20 protein-coding genes and 1 pseudogene are annotated in these 21,277 nt (G+C 72.7%); 2 read left to right on the forward strand and 19 right to left on the reverse strand.

Going from position 1 to position 21,277, the window contains the following annotated elements:
• Positions 1-90: 90 nt before the first annotated feature.
• The 18 genes from ACFWBD_RS39405 to ACFWBD_RS39490 all read right to left on the reverse strand — a co-directional run bounded on the left by ACFWBD_RS39405 (position 91) and on the right by ACFWBD_RS39490 (position 19,074).
• Complete coding sequence (locus ACFWBD_RS39405; protein ID WP_355702593.1) at positions 91-756, reverse strand: response regulator transcription factor; 666 nt, start codon at positions 754-756, stop codon at positions 91-93.
• On the reverse strand, positions 753-2,114 hold the full coding sequence (locus tag ACFWBD_RS39410; RefSeq protein WP_385678355.1) for a sensor histidine kinase: 1,362 nt from the start codon (positions 2,112-2,114) through the stop codon (positions 753-755). Before ACFWBD_RS39410 ends, ACFWBD_RS39405 begins: the two co-directional genes overlap by 4 nt.
• Positions 2,115-2,237: 123 nt before the next feature.
• A complete protein-coding gene (locus ACFWBD_RS39415; protein WP_384116860.1) occupies positions 2,238-2,915 on the reverse strand; it encodes a response regulator in 678 nt (225 codons plus the stop codon).
• Positions 2,912-4,381, reverse strand: coding sequence for a sensor histidine kinase (locus tag ACFWBD_RS39420; RefSeq protein ID WP_385678406.1), 1,470 nt, complete (start codon positions 4,379-4,381; stop codon positions 2,912-2,914). Before ACFWBD_RS39420 ends, ACFWBD_RS39415 begins: the two co-directional genes overlap by 4 nt.
• A gap of 10 nt (positions 4,382-4,391) precedes the next feature.
• Positions 4,392-5,579 carry an acyltransferase gene (locus ACFWBD_RS39425; protein ID WP_385678409.1) on the reverse strand — a complete coding sequence of 396 codons (1,188 nt, stop codon included), beginning with the start codon at positions 5,577-5,579 and terminating at the stop codon, positions 4,392-4,394.
• A gap of 100 nt (positions 5,580-5,679) precedes the next feature.
• Positions 5,680-6,690, reverse strand: a complete 1,011-nt coding sequence (locus ACFWBD_RS39430; RefSeq protein ID WP_385678359.1) for an alpha/beta hydrolase — start codon at positions 6,688-6,690, stop codon at positions 5,680-5,682.
• Positions 6,691-6,856: 166 nt separating this feature from the next.
• Positions 6,857-7,741 carry an alpha/beta hydrolase gene (locus ACFWBD_RS39435; protein ID WP_385678362.1) on the reverse strand — a complete coding sequence of 295 codons (885 nt, stop codon included), beginning with the start codon at positions 7,739-7,741 and terminating at the stop codon, positions 6,857-6,859.
• 292 nt (positions 7,742-8,033) lie between these two features.
• Entirely contained in the window at positions 8,034-9,236 is a 1,203-nt protein-coding gene (gene kynU / locus ACFWBD_RS39440; protein ID WP_385678365.1) for a kynureninase, read from the reverse strand.
• A complete protein-coding gene (locus ACFWBD_RS39445) occupies positions 9,229-10,074 on the reverse strand; it encodes a tryptophan 2,3-dioxygenase family protein (RefSeq protein ID WP_385678368.1) in 846 nt (281 codons plus the stop codon). The genes kynU and ACFWBD_RS39445 overlap by 8 nt, the downstream gene beginning before the upstream one ends.
• A gap of 159 nt (positions 10,075-10,233) precedes the next feature.
• The gene (locus ACFWBD_RS39450) at positions 10,234-10,647 is read right to left on the reverse strand and encodes a DUF3151 domain-containing protein (protein ID WP_385678371.1); all 414 of its coding nucleotides are present in this window, start codon (positions 10,645-10,647) and stop codon (positions 10,234-10,236) included.
• 78 nt (positions 10,648-10,725) lie between these two features.
• Positions 10,726-12,291 (reverse strand): MFS transporter, encoded by a 1,566-nt coding sequence (locus ACFWBD_RS39455; RefSeq protein WP_385678374.1) that lies wholly within the window; start codon positions 12,289-12,291, stop codon positions 10,726-10,728.
• Between the two features lie 110 nt (positions 12,292-12,401).
• The gene (gene fbaA, locus ACFWBD_RS39460; protein WP_385678377.1) at positions 12,402-13,433 is read right to left on the reverse strand and encodes a class II fructose-bisphosphate aldolase; all 1,032 of its coding nucleotides are present in this window, start codon (positions 13,431-13,433) and stop codon (positions 12,402-12,404) included.
• 201 nt (positions 13,434-13,634) lie between these two features.
• On the reverse strand, positions 13,635-14,183 hold the full coding sequence (gene pyrE / locus ACFWBD_RS39465) for an orotate phosphoribosyltransferase (RefSeq protein WP_385678380.1): 549 nt from the start codon (positions 14,181-14,183) through the stop codon (positions 13,635-13,637).
• A gap of 35 nt (positions 14,184-14,218) precedes the next feature.
• Positions 14,219-15,016 (reverse strand): aldose 1-epimerase, encoded by a 798-nt coding sequence (locus tag ACFWBD_RS39470; RefSeq protein ID WP_385678383.1) that lies wholly within the window; start codon positions 15,014-15,016, stop codon positions 14,219-14,221.
• Between the two features lie 142 nt (positions 15,017-15,158).
• Positions 15,159-15,938, reverse strand: coding sequence for an SRPBCC domain-containing protein (locus tag ACFWBD_RS39475; RefSeq protein WP_385678386.1), 780 nt, complete (start codon positions 15,936-15,938; stop codon positions 15,159-15,161).
• 97 nt (positions 15,939-16,035) lie between these two features.
• Positions 16,036-17,679, reverse strand: coding sequence for a polyamine aminopropyltransferase (locus ACFWBD_RS39480; protein ID WP_385678389.1), 1,644 nt, complete (start codon positions 17,677-17,679; stop codon positions 16,036-16,038).
• A 96-nt stretch (positions 17,680-17,775) separates the two neighbouring features.
• Complete coding sequence (locus ACFWBD_RS39485) at positions 17,776-18,330, reverse strand: DUF2617 family protein (protein WP_385678392.1); 555 nt, start codon at positions 18,328-18,330, stop codon at positions 17,776-17,778.
• A 453-nt stretch (positions 18,331-18,783) separates the two neighbouring features.
• Positions 18,784-19,074, reverse strand: a complete 291-nt coding sequence (locus ACFWBD_RS39490) for a hypothetical protein (RefSeq protein ID WP_385678396.1) — start codon at positions 19,072-19,074, stop codon at positions 18,784-18,786.
• Positions 19,075-19,214: 140 nt separating this feature from the next.
• Here ACFWBD_RS39490 and ACFWBD_RS39495 point away from each other — a divergent pair, with 140 nt between their 5' ends.
• Complete coding sequence (locus ACFWBD_RS39495; RefSeq protein WP_385678399.1) at positions 19,215-20,411, forward strand: pyridoxal phosphate-dependent aminotransferase; 1,197 nt, start codon at positions 19,215-19,217, stop codon at positions 20,409-20,411.
• A gap of 50 nt (positions 20,412-20,461) precedes the next feature.
• Here the strand turns inward: ACFWBD_RS39495 and ACFWBD_RS39500 are convergent, their stop codons facing one another.
• A complete protein-coding gene (locus tag ACFWBD_RS39500; RefSeq protein WP_385678402.1) occupies positions 20,462-20,779 on the reverse strand; it encodes a hypothetical protein in 318 nt (105 codons plus the stop codon).
• A 126-nt stretch (positions 20,780-20,905) separates the two neighbouring features.
• Between ACFWBD_RS39500 and ACFWBD_RS39505 the strand changes: the two are divergent.
• Positions 20,906-21,185, forward strand: a pseudogene (locus tag ACFWBD_RS39505) (aminotransferase); the annotation flags it as partial.
• Positions 21,186-21,277: the final 92 nt, after the last annotated feature.

Below are 21,277 nucleotides of genomic sequence, written 5' to 3' on the forward strand. Positions count from 1 at the left end.
ACTCGCCACCCGCTACAAGGCCGGAGTCCACCTGGCCGCACTCATCCTCTGGCTCCGCGAACCCACCCAAGATCCTTTGTCAGACAGTGCCTAGCCCGGGGTCACCAGTCGGGCCTCGTACGCGAAGACCGCCGCCTGGGTGCGGTCTCTCAGGCCCAGCTTGACCAGGATCCTGCTGACGTGGGTCTTGATGGTCGACTCCGCGACCACCAGCCGGCCGGCTATCTCCAGGTTCGACAGGCCCTGGGCGATGAGGACCAGCACCTCCGTCTCCCGCTCGGTGAGGTCGCCGTACGCCGCCTGCGCGGTCGCCGACAGGCGCGGGGTGTCGGACAGCTTGGAGAACTCCGTGATCAGCCGCCTGGTGACGGAGGGGGCGAGGAGCGCTTCGCCCGCCGCCACCACCCGGACGCCGTCGGCCAGTTGCCGGGCCGAAGCATCCTTCAGAAGGAAGCCCGAGGCACCGGCGCGCAGCGCCTGGTAGACGTACTCGTCCAGGTCGAAGGTCGTCAGTACCAGGACCTTCGCCGAGCCGTCCGCCGCCACGATCTCCCGCGTAGCCTCGATGCCGTTCAGCTCCGGCATGCGGATGTCCATCAGGACCACGTCGGGCGCGAGTTCGCGGACGCGGTCGACCGCCTCCCGGCCGTTGACCGCCTCGCCCACGACCTCGATGTCCGGCATCGCGTTCAGCAGGACGGAGAAGCCCTCACGCACCATCATCTGGTCGTCGGCGATCAGTACTCGGATCGTCATGTTCCACTCTCACTCGCGGCGGGCACCGGCAGGAACACCGTCACCTCGTAGCCGCCCGTCGGGGTCGGCTCCGCCGTCATCTCGCCGTTCAACATGCTCACTCTCTCTTGCATCCCCGTGATGCCGTGACCGGCGCCGGGCGAGGGCTTGATCAGGGACGGGTTCGGCGGTGCGTCGTTCACTATCCGCAGCCCCAGGCCGCCCAGCACATAGCCGATCTCCACCCGGGCGCCCGCCCCGGGAGCATGGCGCAGGGTGTTGCTCAGCGCCTCCTGGACTATCCGGTACGCCGACAGCTCCACGCCCTGGGGCAGCTCGCGCACCGCGCCGGTGACCGTCTTCTCCACGTCCAGGCCCGTGTCCCGCACGTTGGCGATCAGCCCGTCCAGTTCGGCGAGCGTGGGCTGCGGGGCGTCGGGGACCTCGTAGTCCTCGGCGCGGACCACGCCCAGGACCCGGCGCAGCTCCGTGAGAGCCGCCACCGCGTTCTCCCGGATCGTGGCGAAGGCCTTCTCCAGCTCCGGCGGCGGGTTCTCCACCCGGTAGGGAGCCGCCTCGGCCTGGATGGCGACCACCGACATGTGGTGGGCGACCACGTCGTGCAGCTCACGGGCGATCGTGGTGCGCTCCTCCAGCAGGGTGCGGCGGGAGCGCTCGTGCGCGGTCACCGTCTGCTGGGCCGTCACCTTCTCCTCGGCCTGCCGGCGGATGTGCCACACGGTCACGGCGAGCAGGATGATCGCCGCGAAGACCAGCATGGGGGCGGTGTTCGTGTAGTAGTAGCCCCCGCCGAAGACGGTCTCGGCGACGAAGCCGTAGGCCGCCGTCAGCATCCACATCCATGCCGCCGTGCGCGGGCGGGTGCGTATCGCCACGACCGTCAGCACGATCAGGTGGGCGGCGAAGCTGCCCGGCAGCCAGGGCCAGTCGCTGTACGTGGTGCCGATGATCGCGACGACGGTGGCCCCCGCGAGCGACAGCCAGAACGCGCCGACCGGCCGCACCAGCGTCAGCAGCACCGGGGCCAGGGCGAGCAGGCCGATCGGGAGACCGAGGCCGCTGCCCTGGGCGTCCGTCCAGGCGATCAGCATCGCCAGGGCGCCGGCCGCCCCGACCACCGCGTGCCGGGACCAGGCGACGTACTCCCGCCTGCGGCCCTTGAGGCGGCCCAGGGCGCGGCCGTCGGGGTGCTTGCGGGGCAGCGGGCGGTAGGCGAAGGCGTCGTGGAAGAGGTCCTCCCACAGGCCGCGCAGGGCGGTCACGGCCGCCCGGAACTCCGGGCTCCGCGGCCGGTAGGCCTCGTAGGAGTCGTCCGGGTCGTCCGGGCGCGTGGTGTGCGTCTGCGTCGTCTCTGTCACGTTCAGAACGGTAGGCCGAGGGAGGGGGCCCGGTCGTCACCAGTGAGAGGGGTTCGTGCGGATCCCTCTCAAGTACTACGGGTCCGCCAGGGCTGCGCCGAGGCCCCACCAGGGCGGCCTCCCTCAGTACCCCGACGGTCTCACCAGGCCCGACTCGTACGCGAACACCGCCGCCTGGGTGCGGTCCCGCAGCCCCAGTTTCACCAGGATGCGGCCCACGTGCGTCTTCACGGTCTGCTCGGCCACGAAGAGGTGGTCGGCGATCTCCGCGTTGGACAGGCCCTGCGCGATCAGTGTGAGCACCTCCGTCTCGCGCTCGGTGAGGTCGCCGACCCGCTCCTTCAGCGGGGCTCTGGGCTTGCCGTCGAGACGGGAGAACTCGGCGATCAGTTTGCGGGTGATGACCGGCGCGAGCAGGGCGTCGCCGGCCGCCACCACCCGGACCGCCTCGGCGAGCCGGTCCGCGGAGGCGTCCTTCAGCAGAAAGCCGGACGCCCCGGCCCGCAGCGCGTCGTACACGTACTCGTCGAGGTCGAAGGTGGTGAGCACCAGCACCTTGATGTGCGGGTGCGCGAGGGTGATGCGGTGCGTGGCGTCGATGCCGCCGAGCTCGGGCATGCGAATGTCCATCAGCACGACGTCCGGGGCGAGTTCGTCGACCTTGGCGATGGCGTCCAGGCCGTGCACCGCCTGCCCGATGACCTCGATGCCCGGATGGGCGTTGAGCAGCACGGTGAAGCCCTGCCGGACCATCTCCTGGTCGTCGGCGATCAGTACGCGGATGGTGCCACCGGTCGTCATGGGGTTCCTTCTCCTGTCGGGGGCGGGGCGCCGCCCGCGTCGTGCGCGTCGTCCAGGTCGTCCAGGTCGTCCAGGTCGTCCAGGTCGTCCAGGTCGTCCAGGTCGTCCGGGAAGACGAGTTCGAGGCCCTCGGGGGTGCCGGGATCGGCGTGCGAACCATCGCCGGGCGTGGCCGCGCCGTCCCGCGGGAGGAACGCAGACACCGCGAAACCGCCGTGCAGGGTCGGGTAGGCGCTGACATGGCCGCCCAGCATCACCGCCCGCTCGCGCATCCCGAGCAGACCGTGCCCCGCCCCCGGAGAGGACGGTACGGGTTCACGCGGGCGGGAGTTGGTGACCTCCAGGTACAGGCCCCGGACATGGTGGGTGACCTCCACCCGCACCTGGGAACCCGGCGCGTGCCGCAGGGCGTTGCTGAGCGCCTCCTGGACTATCCGGTACGCCGACAGCTGCACGCCCGGCGGATACACGGGCGCCTCGCCGTCGACGGCGGCGACCACGTCCAGCCCCGCGGCCCGGGTGTTCTCCATGAGGGCGTCGAGGCGGTCGAGGGTGGGCTGCGGGGTGTCCGGGGCGGCTCCGGTGCCGGCCGCGCCGAGTCCGTAGGGGTCCTCGGGGTTCTCCGAGCGCAGCACCCCGAGCACCCGGCGCAGTTCGGCGAGCGCCTCCAGAGCGTTCTTGCGGATGCCGGCGAGGTTCTCCTTCAGCTCCTCGGACGGGTTCTCCACCAGGTGTGGGGCGACCTGGGCCTGGATGGAGATCACCGACATGTGGTGGGCGACCACGTCGTGCAGTTCGCGCGCGATCCGGTTGCGCTCCTCCAGCAGCGTGCGGCGGCCGCGTTCCTCGGCGGTGATCGTCTCCTGTTCGACGAGCTGGGTACGGGCCTCGCGGCGGCCACGCAGGGCGCTGCCGAGGAGCACCACAACCGCGAACACGATCACCGCCGACGGGCCGCTCGGCGCGTAGTTGGCGGCGCCGACGAGCCCTTCCAGGACGTAGGTGACCAGCGCGGTCAGGCCCAGCGCCGCAACAGAGGCTCGGGTGGGTAAGCGCAGCGACAACAGGAGCAGCACCATGGCGTGGGCGATCAGACCCGGTACGCCCCAGGGCCAGGAGGCGCCGGGCTCGGCCTGACCCGAGATCAGTTGGGAACGCGCGCCCAGGGCCACGACCACGGTGACCGCCGTCGAGAGCCACCAGGCGGGAACCGGCCGCCGCAGGGCCAGCACCACCGCCGCGCCCTGTGCGGCGGCGCAGATCAGAGCGTAGTTGGCGCCCTGCCGGTATTCGTCGGTGATCTGAGCCGTGCCGGCCAGCACGATGGCGATGCCGACCAGCATCACATGCCAGTGCGGCAGGCGGCGCAGCAACAAAAACGGCGGCAACGGTGCCGGCCGGATCGTCCACAAGTCGTCCCGCAGCGACCGCAAGCCCGCGGTCAGCCACTCCTCCACGCCCTTCATCCGCACCACCCTAGACACGCCGCGTCTCCCGCAGCCCCGGTGTTTTCCCCCGGTGTCCGACGCGCACCACGCGTGACCCTCCCGGCTGCCTCCGCGCGCACCGGCCTCCGCCCCGCTCGAAGGCGTGGAACGCCACCCAGCACACCCCCAGCGCCAGGGTGAAGACCGGCAGCCACAGCAGCCGGGCCGCCACCCACTCCAGCCCGTCGGGGACCGTGTGCAGACCGGGCAGCCGGCCCGCGAACAGGCCCGTCGCGGTGGTCGCCATCATGGCCGTCTGGTGCCAGAGGAACACCGTCATCGCCGAGAGGTTGACCAGCGCGACCGCCGCCCAGGCCAGGGGCCGCCGCATGGCCCGGCGCAGCCGGTCGCGCAGCAGCAGGGCCAGTCCGCACTGGGTGAGACCGAACGTGACGGCGGCCAGCGTCGGCGGGTTGAGGTTGGACACCGCCGCGCCCGGCACGCCCACCATCGACGCCGGGTATCCGGCCAAGCCGACGAGCAGCGCCGTCCCCACCGCCCCGCCGACCAGCAGGAGCCGGCCCGCGCGGGGCCGCTCCAGCTCACCGCGGGTCCAGGCCGCGCCGACGGTGTACGGCACCAGCCAGCCCGCCAGCACGTTCAACCAGCCCAGCCAGGACGGGCCGCCCAGGCCGAAGCGCACCAGGTCCACATGGAGGACGACGGCCAGCGGCCACAGCGGGTTGAGCCGGACCAGCAGCGGGGTCGCGGCCGTCAGCACGGCGAAGACCAGCAGGAACCAGAGGGGGGACAGGGCCAGTTTGACCACCGTGTGCACGGTGACGAAGGACGCGCCGCCGAGCAGGAGGCCGACCGCGGCGACGGTCCACACGGCCAGCACGGCGGCGACCGGGACGAACAGCCGCGCCAGCCTGGTTCTCAGCCACGCGCCGTAGGTCCCGCCCCGTGCGCGGGCCGAGGCGAGGCTTCGGGTCGCCACATGGCCGCCCACCATGAAGAACACGGCGAGGGTCTGGAACATCCACGACACCGGGGCCAGCCAGGGCATCGGCCCCAGCGGGCTCGCGGCCCGCAGGGTTCCGCCGTCGGCGACGAGCGCCGTCACCAGCCAGTGGCCGAGGACGACGCCGAGGATCGCCAGGGCCCGCAGGGCGTCCACGGCCCGGTCGCGCTGCGGCGGCGTGGCGGCGTCGATCCGGGCGGCGGCCCGCCGTATCCCGAACAGCGCCCGCCCCTGTGACCCAGGCACCGGTGCCGCACGCTCTCGTGTCTCACGCACCGGTGCCGCACGCTCCTGTGTCTCACGCACCCGTGTCTCACGCACCGGTGACCTCCGAGGTCTCGCCGAGGACGATCCGGGCGATGTTGGCGAGGGAGGGCGAGCCCGGCCTGAAGTAGTCGCTGTGGCCGCCGGAGCCCGCAGCGAAGACATGGGCGCCGAACGACGGGGACAGGGGATCGGCGCCGAAGCCGACCGTCGTGCCGAACAGGTCGGCGCTGACGTGCGGGACGTCCGCCACCCAGTCGTCGGCGCCCCGTGCCGCCCAGATCCGGGCGCGGGTGCGCAGGTCCGCCGCCGACTCCGCACCCGTGCCCGGGCTGCCGAGGAGGACGAGATCCGTCACGTCCAGGTGCGGGGCCGCGCGGCCGCACACGACCGTGCCGTACGAGTGGCACAGGAGGGTGAACCGGGCGCCCGGTGCCGTGACGGAGCGCAGCTCGCGCAGGAACTCCCGCAGGTCCGGGGCCGCTTCGTCGGCGCGGTCCGGGGTGATCACGGTGGCGCTGATCGTGCCGGGCGTGGTGTAGCCGAGCCAGGCCACCACCGCCGTACGGGAGCCGGCGCCCGGCTGCCCGGAGAGGCGGTGGTGCAGTGCGGCCGCTCCCGCGCGGAAGCGTCCGAAGGTGTCCAGCGAGGTGTCGGAGCCCGGTACGAGGACGGCGACACGGTCGGCGTGGGCGAGGTCCCCGAACACCTCGGTCGCCCGGCCGGAACCCCGGCCGTCGAAGGAGAGCAGTCTGCGGGACGGGGCGGCCAGCTCCCGCTCTGCGGCGGCGCGGTGACGGTCCCCGTGGGCGGCGGCCATCCGGGACGCCAGTGCGGCGTTGGCCCGGTTGGCGGCGTACGCCTTCTCCAGGGTCGCCGCCGTCAGCGGGGCGAGGGCGGCCGGGGGCGGGGCAGGGATCCGCGGCCGGGCCGCTGCCGCCGTGAGAGGGACGACCACGGCGGCGGTGACGAGGACGGCCGACAGGGCGCGGAACCAGTGCCGCCCCCCACGCGTTTCCCTCGCACGGCACCACCGCCCGCGAAAACGAAGCTCCGCCATCCCGCCCCTCCCCCGCCAGTGCGCCCGGCCATCGGGCCTTTCTGGCTTGGAAGTTACGGATCGGCGCTCGTCGTTCGCGTCCCGCTGAGGAGCTCTTCTTCGACGTAGCTCTCAGGTACTACGGGTACGACCTAGGGGACTTCACCCCGCCGGAGCGGGGCCACGGTCACCACGCCAGTTGTGCGATCTCCTCCGCCACCACCGCGCACGCGTCCGCCGCCGGGTCGATCAGCGGGAAGTGGCCGACATCCTCCAGGAGGGTCAGGCCCACCACCTCCCCCGCCTTCGCCGCCGCGTCCGCGTACGCCTCGGCGACCGCCTGCGGGACGACCAGGTCGGTGCGGCCCTGGACCAGGGTCGTCGCGACTCCGGTCGGCAACAGCAGCGCGGGGTCGGCGTACGGCCGTCGCTCCTCGAACTGCTCGTCGCCGCCCAGGAGTTGACGGGCCGATCCGCCGCACACCTCCAGCTTCTCGGCGATCTCGAAGTCGGCGATCGGAGCCAGCGCGACGACCCCCCGCAGCGAGGCCGAACCCCCGGTGCGCCAGGGCGCGTCGGCGGGCAGCACATGCCGGGCCGCCGCCCACAGGGCGAGGTGGCCGCCCGCCGAGTGGCCGGTGAGCACCGTGCGGCGGGCGTCGGCCTGCGGCACGGCCTCCCGGACGAGGGCGGGAAGCGCGTCGAGGGCCGCGGCGACGTCGTCGAAGGTGTCCGGCCAGCGTCCCGCGATCGGGGATGTCCCCTCCGGGTCGGGGCTCCCGGCGCCCCGCCGGTACTCCACGTTGGCCACGGCGAAGCCGCGCTGGGCCAGGAAGTCCGCGAACGGCGCGATGTGCCGCCGGTCGTACGACGCCCGCCAGGCCCCGCCGTGCAGCACGACGACGAGCGGGACGGACCCGCCCGGCCCGACCTGTGCTCGCGGTACGTAGAAGTCGATCACCTGGTCGGGGTGATCGCCGTACGCCGTGGTGACGTCGGGCTCGACGGGCGGATGCGCGAAGGCCGACGCCTCCTCGGCGGCGGCCCGGGCTGCGACAACGTCGTCCGGCATGCTCCAACCTCTCAGCGGCGAAACAGAATTGGCGGACCAGATGTGAATTCGGCCGTTGGCCGGGACGGTATCAGGCCCGTGACGTGCGCGGACACGCGGATGTCACGCTCGGTGAGAGGTAACCGGTCCAGGTAAACGGTTCTGCTGTTCCGCCGCCCCGCCGCCCCGGTGGGCCCGCCGGGCCCACCGGCTGGGAAACCCCCTGGGCGTACCCCTAGGTACGCCCAGGAGACCTGGCCTGTTCAGCCCACCGGGCCCACCGTCCGGGTCCGTCTGCCGGCCGGCCGCCGGGTCAGCGCAGTTCCTCCGCCAGCACCCGCGCCGCCCGCTCCACGTCGGCGAACCCGACGTACAGCGGGGTGAAGCCGAAGCGCAGGACGTCCGGGCGGCGGAAGTCGCCGACGACCCCGCGCCCGATCAGCCGTGCCATGACCTCGCCGGCCTCCTCGCAGCGCAGCGCCACCTGGCTGCCGCGCTCCTCGTGACGCACCGGAGTCAGCGACTCGACGCGCCCCTCGGGGACGTACGCGGCGACACATTCCAGGAAGAAGTCCGTCAGGGCCAACGACTTCGCCCGCACCGCCTCGACCGAGACCCCGTCCCAGACCTCGAGCGCCGCCTCCAGGGCGAGCATCGACAGGATGTCCGGGGTGCCGACCCGCCCGCGCGGGGCGCCCGCCGCCGGCTCGTACGTCTCCCGCATGCCGAAGGGCTCGGCGTGCGAGTTCCAGCCGGGCAGCGGTGAGTCGAACCGGTCCTGGAGGCCGTGCCGGACGTACAGGTACGCCGGCGAACCCGGGCCGCCGTTCAGGTACTTGTAGGTGCAGCCGACCGCGAGGTCCACGCCGTGCTCGTCGAGACCGACGGGCAGGGCGCCCGCGCTGTGACACAGGTCCCAGACGGCGATCGCGCCCGCCGCGTGCACGGCGGCGGTGAGCGACGGCAGGTCGTGCAGCCGCCCGGTGCGGTAGTCGACGTGGTTGAGCAGCACGGCGGCCGTACGCTCCGACAGCGCCGCCGGCACCTCGCCCGGTGTCACCGCACGCAGGGTGCGGCCGGTGAGACGGGCCGCGGACTCGGCGATGTAACCGTCCGTGGGAAAGGTCGTCGCGTCGACGAGGATCTCGTCCCTGGCGCCGTCCACCAGGCGTACCGCTCCCACAAGTGCCTTGAAGACATTGACACTTGTCGAGTCGCCGACCACGATCTGCCCGGCCGCCGCGCCCACCAGCGGGGCGATCCGGTCGCCGATCCGCTCGGGCGCCGTCCACCAGCCGCTCTCGTCCCAGGAGCGGATCTTCAGCGCGCCCCACTGACGCCGCACGACGTCCTCGACGTGCCCGGGGACGGACCGCGGCAGCGCGCCCAGCGAGTTGCCGTCGAGGTAGACGCCGTCGTCGAGGAGGAACTGGGCGCGCTTGCCCGCCAGTTCGTCACCGCCGTCCAACTCCTTCGCCTTGACGGCGAGTTGCTCGAAGCCGGGGCGCTCAGACATGGGACCTGGCCGTCCACAGCTCGGGGAACACGTTCTTCTGCGCGCGCTTCTCCAGCCAGGCCACGCCGGCCGAGCCGCCCGTGCCGGTCTTCGCGCCCATCGCGCGCCGGGTGGCGACGAGGTGGTCGTTGCGCCAGCGCCACACCAGCTCGGCGACGTCCGTCAGCGCCTCGCCGAGGCGCGCGATCTCGTCACCCTCGTCACCCGAGTACACGGCCGTCCAGACCGCCTCTACCTCCGCCGAGGGCTCGTAGCGGCGCGAGATGTCACGCTCCAGAACGGCCGGCGGGATCGCGTGACCGCGCCGGTCCAGCAGCCGCAGCACCTCGTCGTACAGGCTCGGCTCGTGCAGCGCCTTCTCCAGCTCCGCGTGGACACGGGGCGCGCCGCGGTGCGGGACCAGCATGGACGCGGACTTCTCACCGAGCAGGAACTCCATGCGGCGGTACATCGCCGACTGGAAGCCGGAGCCCTCGCCGAGCGCGGAGCGGTACGAGTTGAACTGCGCCGGGGTCAGCTGCCCGAGCGGCCGCCAGGACGCGTTCAGCGCGTCCAGCTCGCGGACGGAACGCTTCAGCGCGTCGATCGCCACCGGCACCCGGTCCTGGCGGAGCGCCTGCGCGGCGGTCTCCCACTCGTGCACGATGACGGTGAACCACAGCTCCATGACCTGGGTGGTGACCAGGAAGACCATCTCTCCGGGATCGTCGGAGAGGGTGTGCTGGAGGTGGGTGAGCACGTCCGCCTTGACGTAGTCCTCGTACGGCGTCGTGCCGGCGAAGTCGAGATGCGGGGTCTCGGGCTCCGAAGCCTCTTGGGGCTGAGCCTGCTGGGACATCGCTGTCTCCTGATGTGTACTCGGGTAGCGGTCCGCCCCTGCCGTTACCGACACGGGGGCCCCGGTCCCCACCGGCACATATTGCGCAATGGTGTCCCAAAAACGCAAGGCCCGCCTGGTCACACCGGACGGGCCCCGCAAGAACACACAGGTGAACGGCTAACCCAGGGTCTGGGCCGCCGCCGGCGAGGAGTCCTTCAGGAACTGCGAGCAGCGCTCCCACTCCGCCTGCTCGCCGATCGCCTGCGCGGCGCGGGCGAGGCCGTGCAGGGCACGCAGGAATCCGCGGTTCGGCTCGTGCTCCCACGGCACCGGGCCGTGGCCCTTCCAGCCGCTGCGGCGCAGGCTGTCCAGGCCGCGGTGGTACCCCGTACGGGCGTACGCGTACGACTCCACCACGCTGCCCCGCTCGAACGCGTCGTCGGCGAGCTGGGCCCAGGCCAGCGAGGACGTCGGGTACTTCGCGGCGACGTCGGCGGGCGCCGTGCCGTTCGCGAGGAGCTCGCGCGGCTCGGGGTCGTCGGGGAGGTGGGTGGGGGGCGGGCCCCCGAGGAGGTTTTCGTGAAGGGACATGCGTCCAGTCTGCGCCATCCGCGAGCCCTCGGCCCCAGCCCACCGGGGAAACCCGGACAACCGTCGCCCAGGACCCCTCTAGGACAGCCGCCCCTTCGTCCGCTCCCCCTCCAGCGGCGGCGCCAGCACGCTCCCGTGGGTCCTGCACTCCGGCCGACGACAGTCCGGGGCCGGGCGGCGCACTGTGGTGAAGGCGACCACCGCGCCCACCACCAGCACCCCCGCGCACAGCACCATCGCCCGCTGGAACGCCTCGTCGAAGGCGGTGGCCGAGCGGTACGCCTCCGAGCTCATCCCGGTCAGCAGGGGCAGCGCTGCCACGGCGACGAGACCGGCCGCGCGGGCCGCCGCGTTGTTGACGCCGCTGGCCACCCCGGCCCGTGCGACGTCCACGGAGGCCAGCACGGTCGCGGTGAGCGGGGCGACCAGCGCGACCATGCCGCAACCGAGCACCAGGACGGCGGGCAGGACGTCGGTGGTGTAGGACGCGCCGGGCCCCACGCGCAGCATCAGAAGCATGCCGGCGGCGCACAGCAGCGGGCCTGCGGTGAGCGGGATCCGAGGTCCGATGTGCTCGGCCAGTTCACCGGAGCGGGCGGACAGCAGCAGCATCAGCACGGTCGTCGGCAGCAGCGCCGTGCCGGCGCCGAGGGCGGACCAGCCGACCACGACCTGGAGCTGGACCGCGGACAGGAAGAAGAAGCCGCCGAAGGCCGCGTACACGCACAGGGTGACCAGGTTGACGGCCGTGAACTGGCGGGACGCGAAGATGTCGAGCGGCAGCATCGGGTCCGGGTGGCGGCGCTCCACCGCCACGAAGGCGACCCCGGCCAGCAGTCCCGCGACCGCCGCCCCCGTGACGACCCCTACGGGTCCGCTCCGGGCCTCGATCAGCGCATAGGTGACGAGGGCGAGCGCCAGCGCGCCCAGGCAGGCGCCCAGCACGTCGAAGCGCCCCCGCGCACGCCCCGCAGCGCCCTTGGAGGCACCCCCGGTCGCGCTACCGGCCGCACTCCCGGTCACACTCTCGGCCGCGCTCCCGGTCGCACTCCGTCGGACGGGCCGCCCGTCCGACTCCGGCACGTGCCGCAGCGCCACCGGCACGCACACCACCGCCAGCGGCACGTTCAGCAGGAACACCCACCGCCAGCCCGGACCGTCCACCAGCCAGCCGCCCAGGAACGGCCCCACGGCCGCCCCCATGCCACCGAACCCGGACCACAGGCCCACCGCCCGCCCCCGGTCTTCGGGGTGGAAGGAGGCCTGGATGAGCGCGAGGGAACCCGGGGTGAGGAGCGCGCCGCCGACCCCCTGCAGCGCCCGGGCGGCGACCAGCACGCCCGCGTTCGGGGCGATCCCGCACAGCAGCGAGGCGACGGCGAACCACACCACCCCGATCACGAACACCTTGCGCCGCCCGTAGTGGTCGCCCAGGGAACCGCCGAGCAGGATCAGCCCGGCCAGCGTCAGCAGATACGCGTTGACGGTCCACTGGAGGGCGGCCAGGTCGGCGTCCAGGTCGCGGCCGATGCGCGGAAGGGCGACGTTGACGACGGTCGAGTCCAGCAGGGCCATGCTGGAACCGAGCACGGTGGTGAGCAGGATCCACCTGCCCTGCGTCGAGGCCAACCGGACGTCAGGCATGCCCCCAGGTATACAGCGAGCCCGGCGCCGTAGACAGACGCCGGGCTCACTCGTACCCGTAGTACCTCCGGGGGTACCTCAGGAGATGCCTCTGGAGGTGCTTTCAGGAGTTACTTGATCCTCTGGCCCGCCGAGCGCAGGTGCTGCGTGGCCTCGGTGACGCGCGCGGCCATGCCCGCCTCGGCCAGCTTGCCCCAGGTCCGCGGGTCGTAGGTCTTCTTGGAGCCGACCTCGCCGTCGACCTTCAGGACGCCGTCGTAGTTGCGGAGCACGTGGTCGGCGACGGGACGCGTGAACGCGTACTGCGTGTCCGTGTCGATGTTCATCTTGACGACGCCGTTCTCCAGCGCCGTCGCGATCTCCTCCGGGGTGGAGCCGGAACCGCCGTGGAAGACGAAGTCGAACGGCTGGGAGCCGGCCGGCTTGCCGTACTTCGCGGCGACGCCCTCGTTCAGCTCCTTCAGCAGGTCGGGGCGGAGCACGACGTTGCCCGGCTTGTACACGCCGTGGACGTTGCCGAAGGACGCGGCCAGCAGGTAGCGGCCCTTGTCGCCCAGACCCAGCGCCTCTACGGTGCGCACCGCGTCGTCGACCGTCGTGTACAGCGAGTCGTTGATCTCGTGCGAGACACCGTCCTCCTCGCCGCCCGTCGGGGTGATCTCCACCTCGAGGATGATCTTCGCGGCGGCGGTGCGGGCGAGCAGCTCCTGCGCGACGGTGAGGTTGTCGGCGAGGGTCTCGGCCGAGCCGTCCCACATGTGGGACTGGAAGAGCGGGTTGCGGCCGGCCTTCACGCGCTCCTCGGAGATCGCGAGCAGCGGACGGACGAACCCGTCGAGCTTGTCCTTCGGGCAGTGGTCCGTGTGCAGCGCGATGGTGACCGGGTACTTCTCGGCGACGATGTGCGCGAACTCGGCGAGGGCCAGCGCGCCCGTCACCATGTCCTTGCTGTACTGGCCGCCCGCGAACTCGGCGCCACCCGTCGTGATCTGGACGATGCCGTCGCTCTCCGCCTCCGCGAAGCCGCGCAGTGCCGCGTGCAGGGTCTGGCTCGAGGTCACGTTGATGGCCGGGTAGGCGAACTTGCCTGCCTTCGCCCGGTCGAGCATCTCGTTGTAGACCTCGGGGGTTGCGATGGGCATCTGTCCGCTCCTTGGTGTCTGCGGGTTGGCGATCTGTCGATCTGCGTACTACGGCCCTGACCTAGACCTGGGGTGCGACGTCATCGTCGTCCCCATCTTTCCAGACCTGGGCGAATGGTCCACGCCTGGTCCACACGCCGGTCAAGTGCAGGTCAACGGGCAGGTCGACGTGCAGGTCAAAGTGCAGGCCAATACGGGCCGTCAGTCCAGACCCAGTTCATCCTTCGAGAAGGCGAACAGATACGGCACGCCCGCGCCCTCGCGGATCTTCTCGTCGGCGCCGGTCGCCCGGTCCACGATCGTCGCCACGGCCACGACCTCGGCGCCCGCCTCACGGACGGCCTCCACGGCGGCGAGCGGCGAGCCGCCGGTTGTGGAGGTGTCCTCGACGACCAGGACGCGCCGGCCCTTGATGTCCGGGCCCTCGACCCGCCGCTGGAGCCCGTGCGCCTTCGCCGCCTTGCGCACGACGAAGGCGTCCAGCCGCCGGCCGCGCGCGGCGGCCGCGTGCAGCATGGCGCCGGCCACCGGGTCTGCGCCCATGGTCAGACCGCCCACCGCGTCGAAGTCGAGCTCGGCGGTCAGGTCGAGCAGCACCTGCCCGACCAGCGGAGCGGCCTCCCCGTCGAGGGTGATGCGGCGGAGGTCGACGTAGTAGTCCGCCTCCAGACCCGACGACAGGGTCACCTTGCCGTGCACCACGGCCTTGTCCTTGATCTGCTGCAGCAGCACGCCACGTACGTCCGTCATGCTGCTCAGCTTAAGGCGAAGCCCGGAGGGCAGGATCAGAGCCGGGTCCAGCGCCAGGTGGTGGTGGCCTCCAGCGGCTCCAGGGGCGTGACCAGGCGCGGGAGCGTGTTCAGGCCGTCGGGCGGGCCGGTCTGCGGCTCCACGCACACGGCCGCCTCCTGCTCGTCGTAGACGACGACCCACTCCACGGGGCTGGTCACCTTCAGCTCCAGCCGGCCGGGCCAGGTGAGGCCGACGTCGACACCGCCGGGCATGCCGAAGCAGTCGTCCCAGGGGCCGGGCTTCCGCTCGACACGGTTGCCGGTCGGCAGATGGTCGTCGCCGCGCTCCTCCTGCCACGCGGGGTCGAAGGAGACCCGCACGTCCTGGTCGTCCGGGCCGCCCAGGTTGCGGTTGAACCAGGGATGCCAGCCGATCTGCGCCGGGAAGGACGAACCGTAGGTCTCCACGGCCATCGCGAGGGTCAGGGTGTCCTCGGTCAGCGTGAACACCTGGGTGACCAGGCCGGGGCAGGGCCAGGGTTCCACCAGGTCGTACGTCAGCACGGCCTCGGCGGCGGTCCGCCGCGCCACCTTCCAGGCACCGTCGCGGACGGTGCCGTGGATGGCGTTCGGCGCCGCGTTGAGCGGCATCTGGTGGACGGCTCCGCCGTCCCGGAAGCGGCCGTCCCGGATCCTGCCGCACCAGGGAACCATCGGGAAGCACCCGAAACGGTCTCCCTGGCGCAGCAGTTCGAGGCCCCCGACGCGCAGCCCACCGACCCGGCCGCCGTTGCCCGGCTGGACGGTCACCTCCGCGTCGCCCGCGGTCAGCGTGATGTCTTCGTAACTCACGGGACGACCCTACTGGGACGATCAGACGTGCGCGGTGGCGGACCGGCCGAGATGCCGCGCGAGGAACCGGGCCGCTCCGCCGGCCTCGAACCCGGGCAGTTCGGCATGCGTGCCCGCGTCGGCGCGCAGCGCGTCTTCGGCCTCAGCCGCGTCGGCGCAGTGCCCTGCCCACCACGATCGCCGACGCCACGACCAGCGCGGCAGCCGGAGCGGCCCACCGCAGTGTGCTGTTGGGTACGACGGTCTGCGGGGCCGGGACCGGCGCGTAGCGCCCGCGCGGCGGGGCGTGGTCCACCTCCTCGGCGCTGCGCCCGATCATCGTCCGGCGCGCGTGCGCGGCCTCGGCGGGCGGCTCTCCGGGCCCCGCGAGGTCCTCGAGCCCGGCGGGCGACACCTCCGCCTCGAAGACGGTCCCGGGGGTTGGTGGTTCGTCGACGTCGTCCACGTCATCGACCTCGTCAACATCCACGGCGTCCACATCCACCGCTTCCGTGGCTTCCGTGGCTTCCGTGGCCAGGTTCGTCGCGAAGCGGTTCAGCAGTCGGGTGACCGTCGCCTCCACCGCCTCCGGCGGCAGCTCCGCGATCCGGCCGTCCGCCGACGCCGTTCCCTCGAAGCGGAGCGTCGTGCCCGCTTCGGCCTCCCGCAGCCACAGCGTGAGCAGCGGTTTCACCACCCCGCTGCCGCGCACCTCGGTCGCGTCGCCCTCCACGGCGTAGGCACCGTCCTCGCGCGGTGAGACGCGTACGGCGCCCCGGTAGGTGATGGTGTGGCCGCCGACCCGCACCTTCAACCGCCCCGCGACGGGCTCGGTGCCCACGTCCTGCTGGAGCCCGGGGACCGCCCGGGCCACCAGCGCCGGATCTGCGAGGGCCGCCCTCAACCGCTCGGCCGGAACCGGAACGAACACCTCTTGCTCCATGACATCGGAGCCTACCCAGCGGGCAGGGGAAAGCACCCGGCGAAACCGGGAATCGGCTCCGCCGGGCTCGGGCCGGTGGTAGGCCCCCGGCGCCGGGTCAGTACCGCGGATGCACCAACGTCGAGGGCCGCAGCCCCGTCACCCGGGTCGCCTCCGCCGCTCGCGCGTCAGCCGTCAGCTCCGCCTGGGTCAGGGTGCGCGGCGGCCGCCGGTCGAGGCGCAGTGGCGGGCGGGTGTCGGCGGTGGCCAGGACGAAGCCCCAGTCGCGGGGGGCCCGGGAGCTGCCGGTGCCGCCGGCGGGGGCCGCGGTGCGGCCGGTGCCGCTGCCGTCCACGCGGTAGGGGGCGGTGTGCAGGCCCGCCGCGCGCATCGTCGCCTCGACCGTCCAGAACGCGCGGGGCCGGCCGGCGACCGGGCCGGCGTGCACGACGAGTCGGCCGCCCGGGGCGAGGGCGCGGCGGGCGAGGCCGTAGAACTCCTGGGAGTAGAGCTTCGTGCTCGCCGTCATGCCGGGGTCGGGCAGATCCGCGACGACCACGTCGTACGTCGCCGGAGGGGCCCCGCGCAGCCACTGGAAGGCCTCCCCCGTGACGACGTGGACGCGTGGGTCGCCGTAGGCGTGGTCGTTGAGGCGGGACAGGGCCGGGTCGGTGCGGGCCAGCCGGACCAGGCCGGGGTCGAGAGCGATGATGTCGACGCGGCGCACCCCGGGGTGACCGAGGGCCTCGCGGGCGGCCATGCCGTCGCCGCCGCCGAGGATCAGCACGCGCGCGTGCGGACCGCTCATCGCGGGCTGGACCAGGGCGTCGTGATACCGCCGCTCGTCGCGGCCCGCGAAGCGGAGGCGGCCATCCAGGTAGAGGTCGAGGGGCCGGCCGTCGGTCCCGCCGGTGAGGACGATCTCCTGGACGCCGGTCCGCACCGCCACGCGCACGTCGTCGCCGTACACCGCCTGCCGGGCCGCTCGTTCGAAGTCGTCGACGAGGACGGCGGCGGAGGCGAGGACGCCGAGGACGGTGATGTTGGCGACGAGCAGCAGACAGCGGGCACGGCAGGTGAGGTCGCGCCGGAAGAGGCCCAGCACCAGAGCGGCCCCGGCCACGACGTTGACCCCGCCGGTCAGCAGGGAGCTGGTCAGCTGGCCCAGGAACGGCAGCAGCAGGAAGGGGAAGGCGAGGCCGCCCACCAGCGCGCCCACGTAGTCCGCGGCGAACAGGTCGGCCACCGCGCCGCCCGCGTCCTGGCGGCGGATGCGCTGGATGAGCTCCATGAGGAGGGGCACCTCGGCGCCGATGAGCACACCGATGGCGAGGGAGAACGCGACGAGGAGCACGCGGGGGCCGTGGGCCCACAGGCCGCCCCAGCCGCCTGTCCAGGCGAACACCGCGTAGAGCGACATGGCGCTGCACCCGCCGACCAGGGCGAGGGTCGTCTCCAGGGCGCCGAAGCCGGCCGCGGCGAACCGGCGCAGCCGTTTGGCGGCGAGGGAGCCGATGCCCATCGCGAAGACCATGACGGACAGCACGACGGAGGCCTGGGTGACGGAGTCGCCCATCAGGTAGGAGGCGAGTGCGACGAGTTCCAGTTCGTAGACGAGACCGCAGGCCGCGCAGACGAAGACACACGCGAGGACCAGGAACCGCCCGGTGGCCGGCCGGACCGGGAGCCGCGCGGACCCTTGCGGGGGCGGCTCCCGGTCCGGCCGGACACCGGGCGGGGCCGGCGCGTGCGGTTCGATCACGACTGCGACGTTACGTGACGACTTGGGTGCCCCTCGTCACCCACACGTGTGGAATCCGAGGTCGTTCGGGCACCGGACGTTTGGGTCGCCGGCGCCTCAGACTCCCTGGGCGGCGGCGCCCACGGACAGGCCTGGATCGCCCGACGGTACGCGGACGCCCACCCTCGTCCTGGTCGCCACCAGCTGCCCGTCCTGCGGATAGGCGTGCCAGGTGCGCCAGTGCACCTGGCCCTCGCTGCGGTGGGCGAGCAGGGCGGTGAAGGCGTGCGGGCTGCCGGGGAAGACGCCGGCGAGGCCGTGCGGGTGCTCCGATACGAGGGCCAGGAGTTCTTGGGCGCGGCCCGCGAACTGGCCGGGCGAGAGCACCTCGACGCGTGCCGCGAACTCGTACTCCCAGTCGCCGACCCGCTTGGCGACGCCCAGCGGGAGCGGGGTACTGCTGCCGGGGATGCAGGCCACCGTCTCGGAACAACAGCCCTGCTCCTCCTCCAGCAGCACCTGGTGCGATGCGCCGAGCAGTCTCAGCTGCAGTTTGGCAGCGGACAGTTCGAGGTCGAGTGTGGCGAGGGCGGGCAGCGGCTCTCGACCCAGGGCCCAGGCGAGATCGGCCGCGCGCGTGTCGGTGTAGGAGGTGTTCAGGGTGGTGAGCATGGATCGGCTCCGCGGAGACGCAAAGAGAGGGGGCAGGTCGGCGCACCCCGGTCGAAGCCGGGAGAACGGCCCCGGTCGGCCCGGTCCGGAAGGTCGTCCGCAGGGGACGTCCGAAGGGGTCCGAGGGGCTGTGTCGGTGGTTTAGAGGGAATCATGAACTGCGGTGGCTCCACAGCGTTTTTACCCAACTTCGTGCGGTTTCCATCCCTCGGGGGGTCCACAGCTCAATTGTTCAACCATGACGTACCCCAGGCGGCCCAGGCGTGCATCCACGCGCCCCGCATGAAAGACGCGACCGCGGGTAGTGGAAGTCGCCGTCCCGACGGCCAGGACGGCCAGGACGGCCAGGACGGCCAGGACGGCCAGGACCGGCGCGACCGCGGAGCCCGTGGTCGGGTTCGGGCCCCGCGGTCCGGATGCGGCTTCCCCGTCGGGGAGCTCAGCTGCCCCGTGTCAGTTGCCTCCGCCGCATCCGCCGCCGCCTCCGCCGCAGGACGATCCGCCGCCCCCGCAGGACGACCCTCCGCCGCAGGAGTGGCCTCCGTGGTGGCCGCCGCCGGAGCCGCCGTCTCCTCCGCCGGCCCACCAGCTGCCGTCGCCACCACCACCGGCCGCGCTGCCGCCGCCGCTGTACCGGCGCGACCGGCCGCCGCGGTACGACCTCGAGGCGGGCCCGCGGGCGTTGGCCAGCAAGGCCGCCACGAGCATGATTCCGACCACCGCCAGGATGATGCCGAAGACCATGGCGTCACCCTCCTTCCGTGTCCCCCGAAGCGGCCCCCCGTGGGCGCCTCGCGTGGTGTCTGAGCGCCACGTGAACGGGGGATGCCCGTCCGTCTCATCTGCCAAAGCAGAGTTGAGGAACTCCAGAGCTTCGGCGCAGGATGACGGGCATGACCTCCACCGCGCGCCCCTTCCTCAACCGCCGTCTCGCCGAGTTCGGGACAACGATCTTCGCCGAGATGTCCGCCCTGGCCGCGGCGACCGGCGCGATCAACCTGGGGCAGGGATTCCCCGACACCGACGGGCCCGAGGAGGTCCGCGAGGCGGCCGTGCGGGCGCTGCGGGACGGGCGCGGCAACCAGTACCCGCCGGGCCCCGGCGTGCCCGAGCTGCGCACGGCGATCGCCGAGCACCAGCGCCGCCGCTACGGTCTCTCCTTCGACCCGGACACGGAGGTCCTGGTCACCGCAGGCGCCACGGAGGCCATCGCCGCCACCCTGCTCGCGCTGCTGGAGCCCGGCGACGAGGTCGTCGCCCTCGAGCCGTACTACGACTCCTACGCGGCCTGCATCGCGATGGCGGGCGCCTCGCGGGTGCCGGTCACCCTGCGCCCGGACCCGGAGCAGGCCCGTTTCCGTCTCGACCTGGACGAGCTGCGCGACGCGGTCACCGGGCGCACCCGGCTGCTGCTGATCAACACCCCGCACAACCCGACCGGCACGGTCCTCACCCGCGAGGAGCTGACGGCGATCGCCGACCTGGCGGTCGAGCGGGATCTGCTCGTGGTGACGGACGAGGTGTACGAGCACCTGGTGTTCGACGAGGCCGAGCACGTGCCGCTGGCGACGCTGCCCGGGATGCGGGAGCGGACGGTCACCATCGGGTCGAGCGGCAAGACGTTCTCGTTCACCGGCTGGAAGGTCGGCTGGGTCACGGCGGCGCCCGGACTGGTCACGGCGGTGCGCTCGGCGAAGCAGTTCCTGACGTACGTGTCGTCCGGCCCGTTCCAGTACGCGGTCGCCGAGGCGCTGGCCCTGCCCGACAGCTACTTCGCCGACTTCCGCGCGGACATGCTGGCCAAGCGGGACCTGCTGGCGAGCGGTCTGACGCAGGCCGGCTTCGAGGTCTTCAAACCCGCCGGCACCTACTTCATCACCACCGACATCCGCCCCCTCGGCGAGAGCGACGGCTTCGCCTTCTGCCGCGCCCTGCCCGAACGCTGCGGGGTGGTCGCGATCCCCAACGCGGTCTTCTACGACCACCGTGAACAGGGCGCACCCTTTGTCCGCTTCGCGTTCTGCAAGCGGACAGGCGTACTGGAGGAGGCCGCGCGCCGCCTCAAGAGACTGGGCGCCTAGGGCCCTGGGCCGTCGGGCTATTCAGTGTCCTTCGGGTGTCGCGGGGAGGCCTACACCAGGATCACAGTCGAGGTATCCGGGCTGACCAGGTAGCGAACCCGGCCGCCGCTGGTGATCTCGTACTCCCACTGCTCCAGCTCGGAGCCCTTCCATTGCCTGGTGGCGTGCCTGCCGCGGAGCTGGTGCTGACGGTTCCAGTGGGCGCGCGACAGCGGGTCTGTGCGAAGGGCTTCCCGGCAGCGATGCGCGTTCGGCAACGCCACCCGGCACAGCTCCTCCCAACCGGGCGCGGCCTGCGTCGTCCCGTGGATGACGCTCCAGCCAGTCAGCGGAGGGACGCTGACCCGATCGCCTTTCTTCGGGCTCACCCATGCACCTCGACCGCGCCGAGTTCGACGTGGCCGAGCGGACGGAGTGCTTCCCTGAGCTGGTCAGGGTCAGCGTTGACGCGGGCAGTTGCCCGCCACGAGACGATCGCTCGGTGCACAGCCTCCCTCCCGGCCAAGCGCGACCCGCTGGCGGCGGGGCTCGCGGACGCGGGCTTCGCGGTCTTCCGCCCGGCCGGCACGTACTTCGTCACCACCCGGCATCCGCCCCCTCGGCGAGTCCGGCGGCTTCGCCTTCTGCCGCTCGCTGCCCGAGCGGGCGGGCGTGGTCGCCCATCCCGAACGCCGTCTTCTACGACCACCGCGAGGAGGGCGCGCCCTTCGTGTCGTGCGGTTCGCGTTCCGCAGGCGGGTGAGCGTGCTGGAGGAGGCGGCGACCCGGCTGAAGGCGCCGGCCGGCCGGCCGAGGGGCTGGCCGGCCGAGCAGGCGGGCGCGAGCGGGCCGCACGGAGGCGGGCGCCCGTCCACAGGCTGTGGACG

This window comes from Streptomyces sp. NPDC060002 (genome assembly GCF_042737245.1).
In the GTDB taxonomy this organism is placed as follows: domain Bacteria; phylum Actinomycetota; class Actinomycetes; order Streptomycetales; family Streptomycetaceae; genus Streptomyces.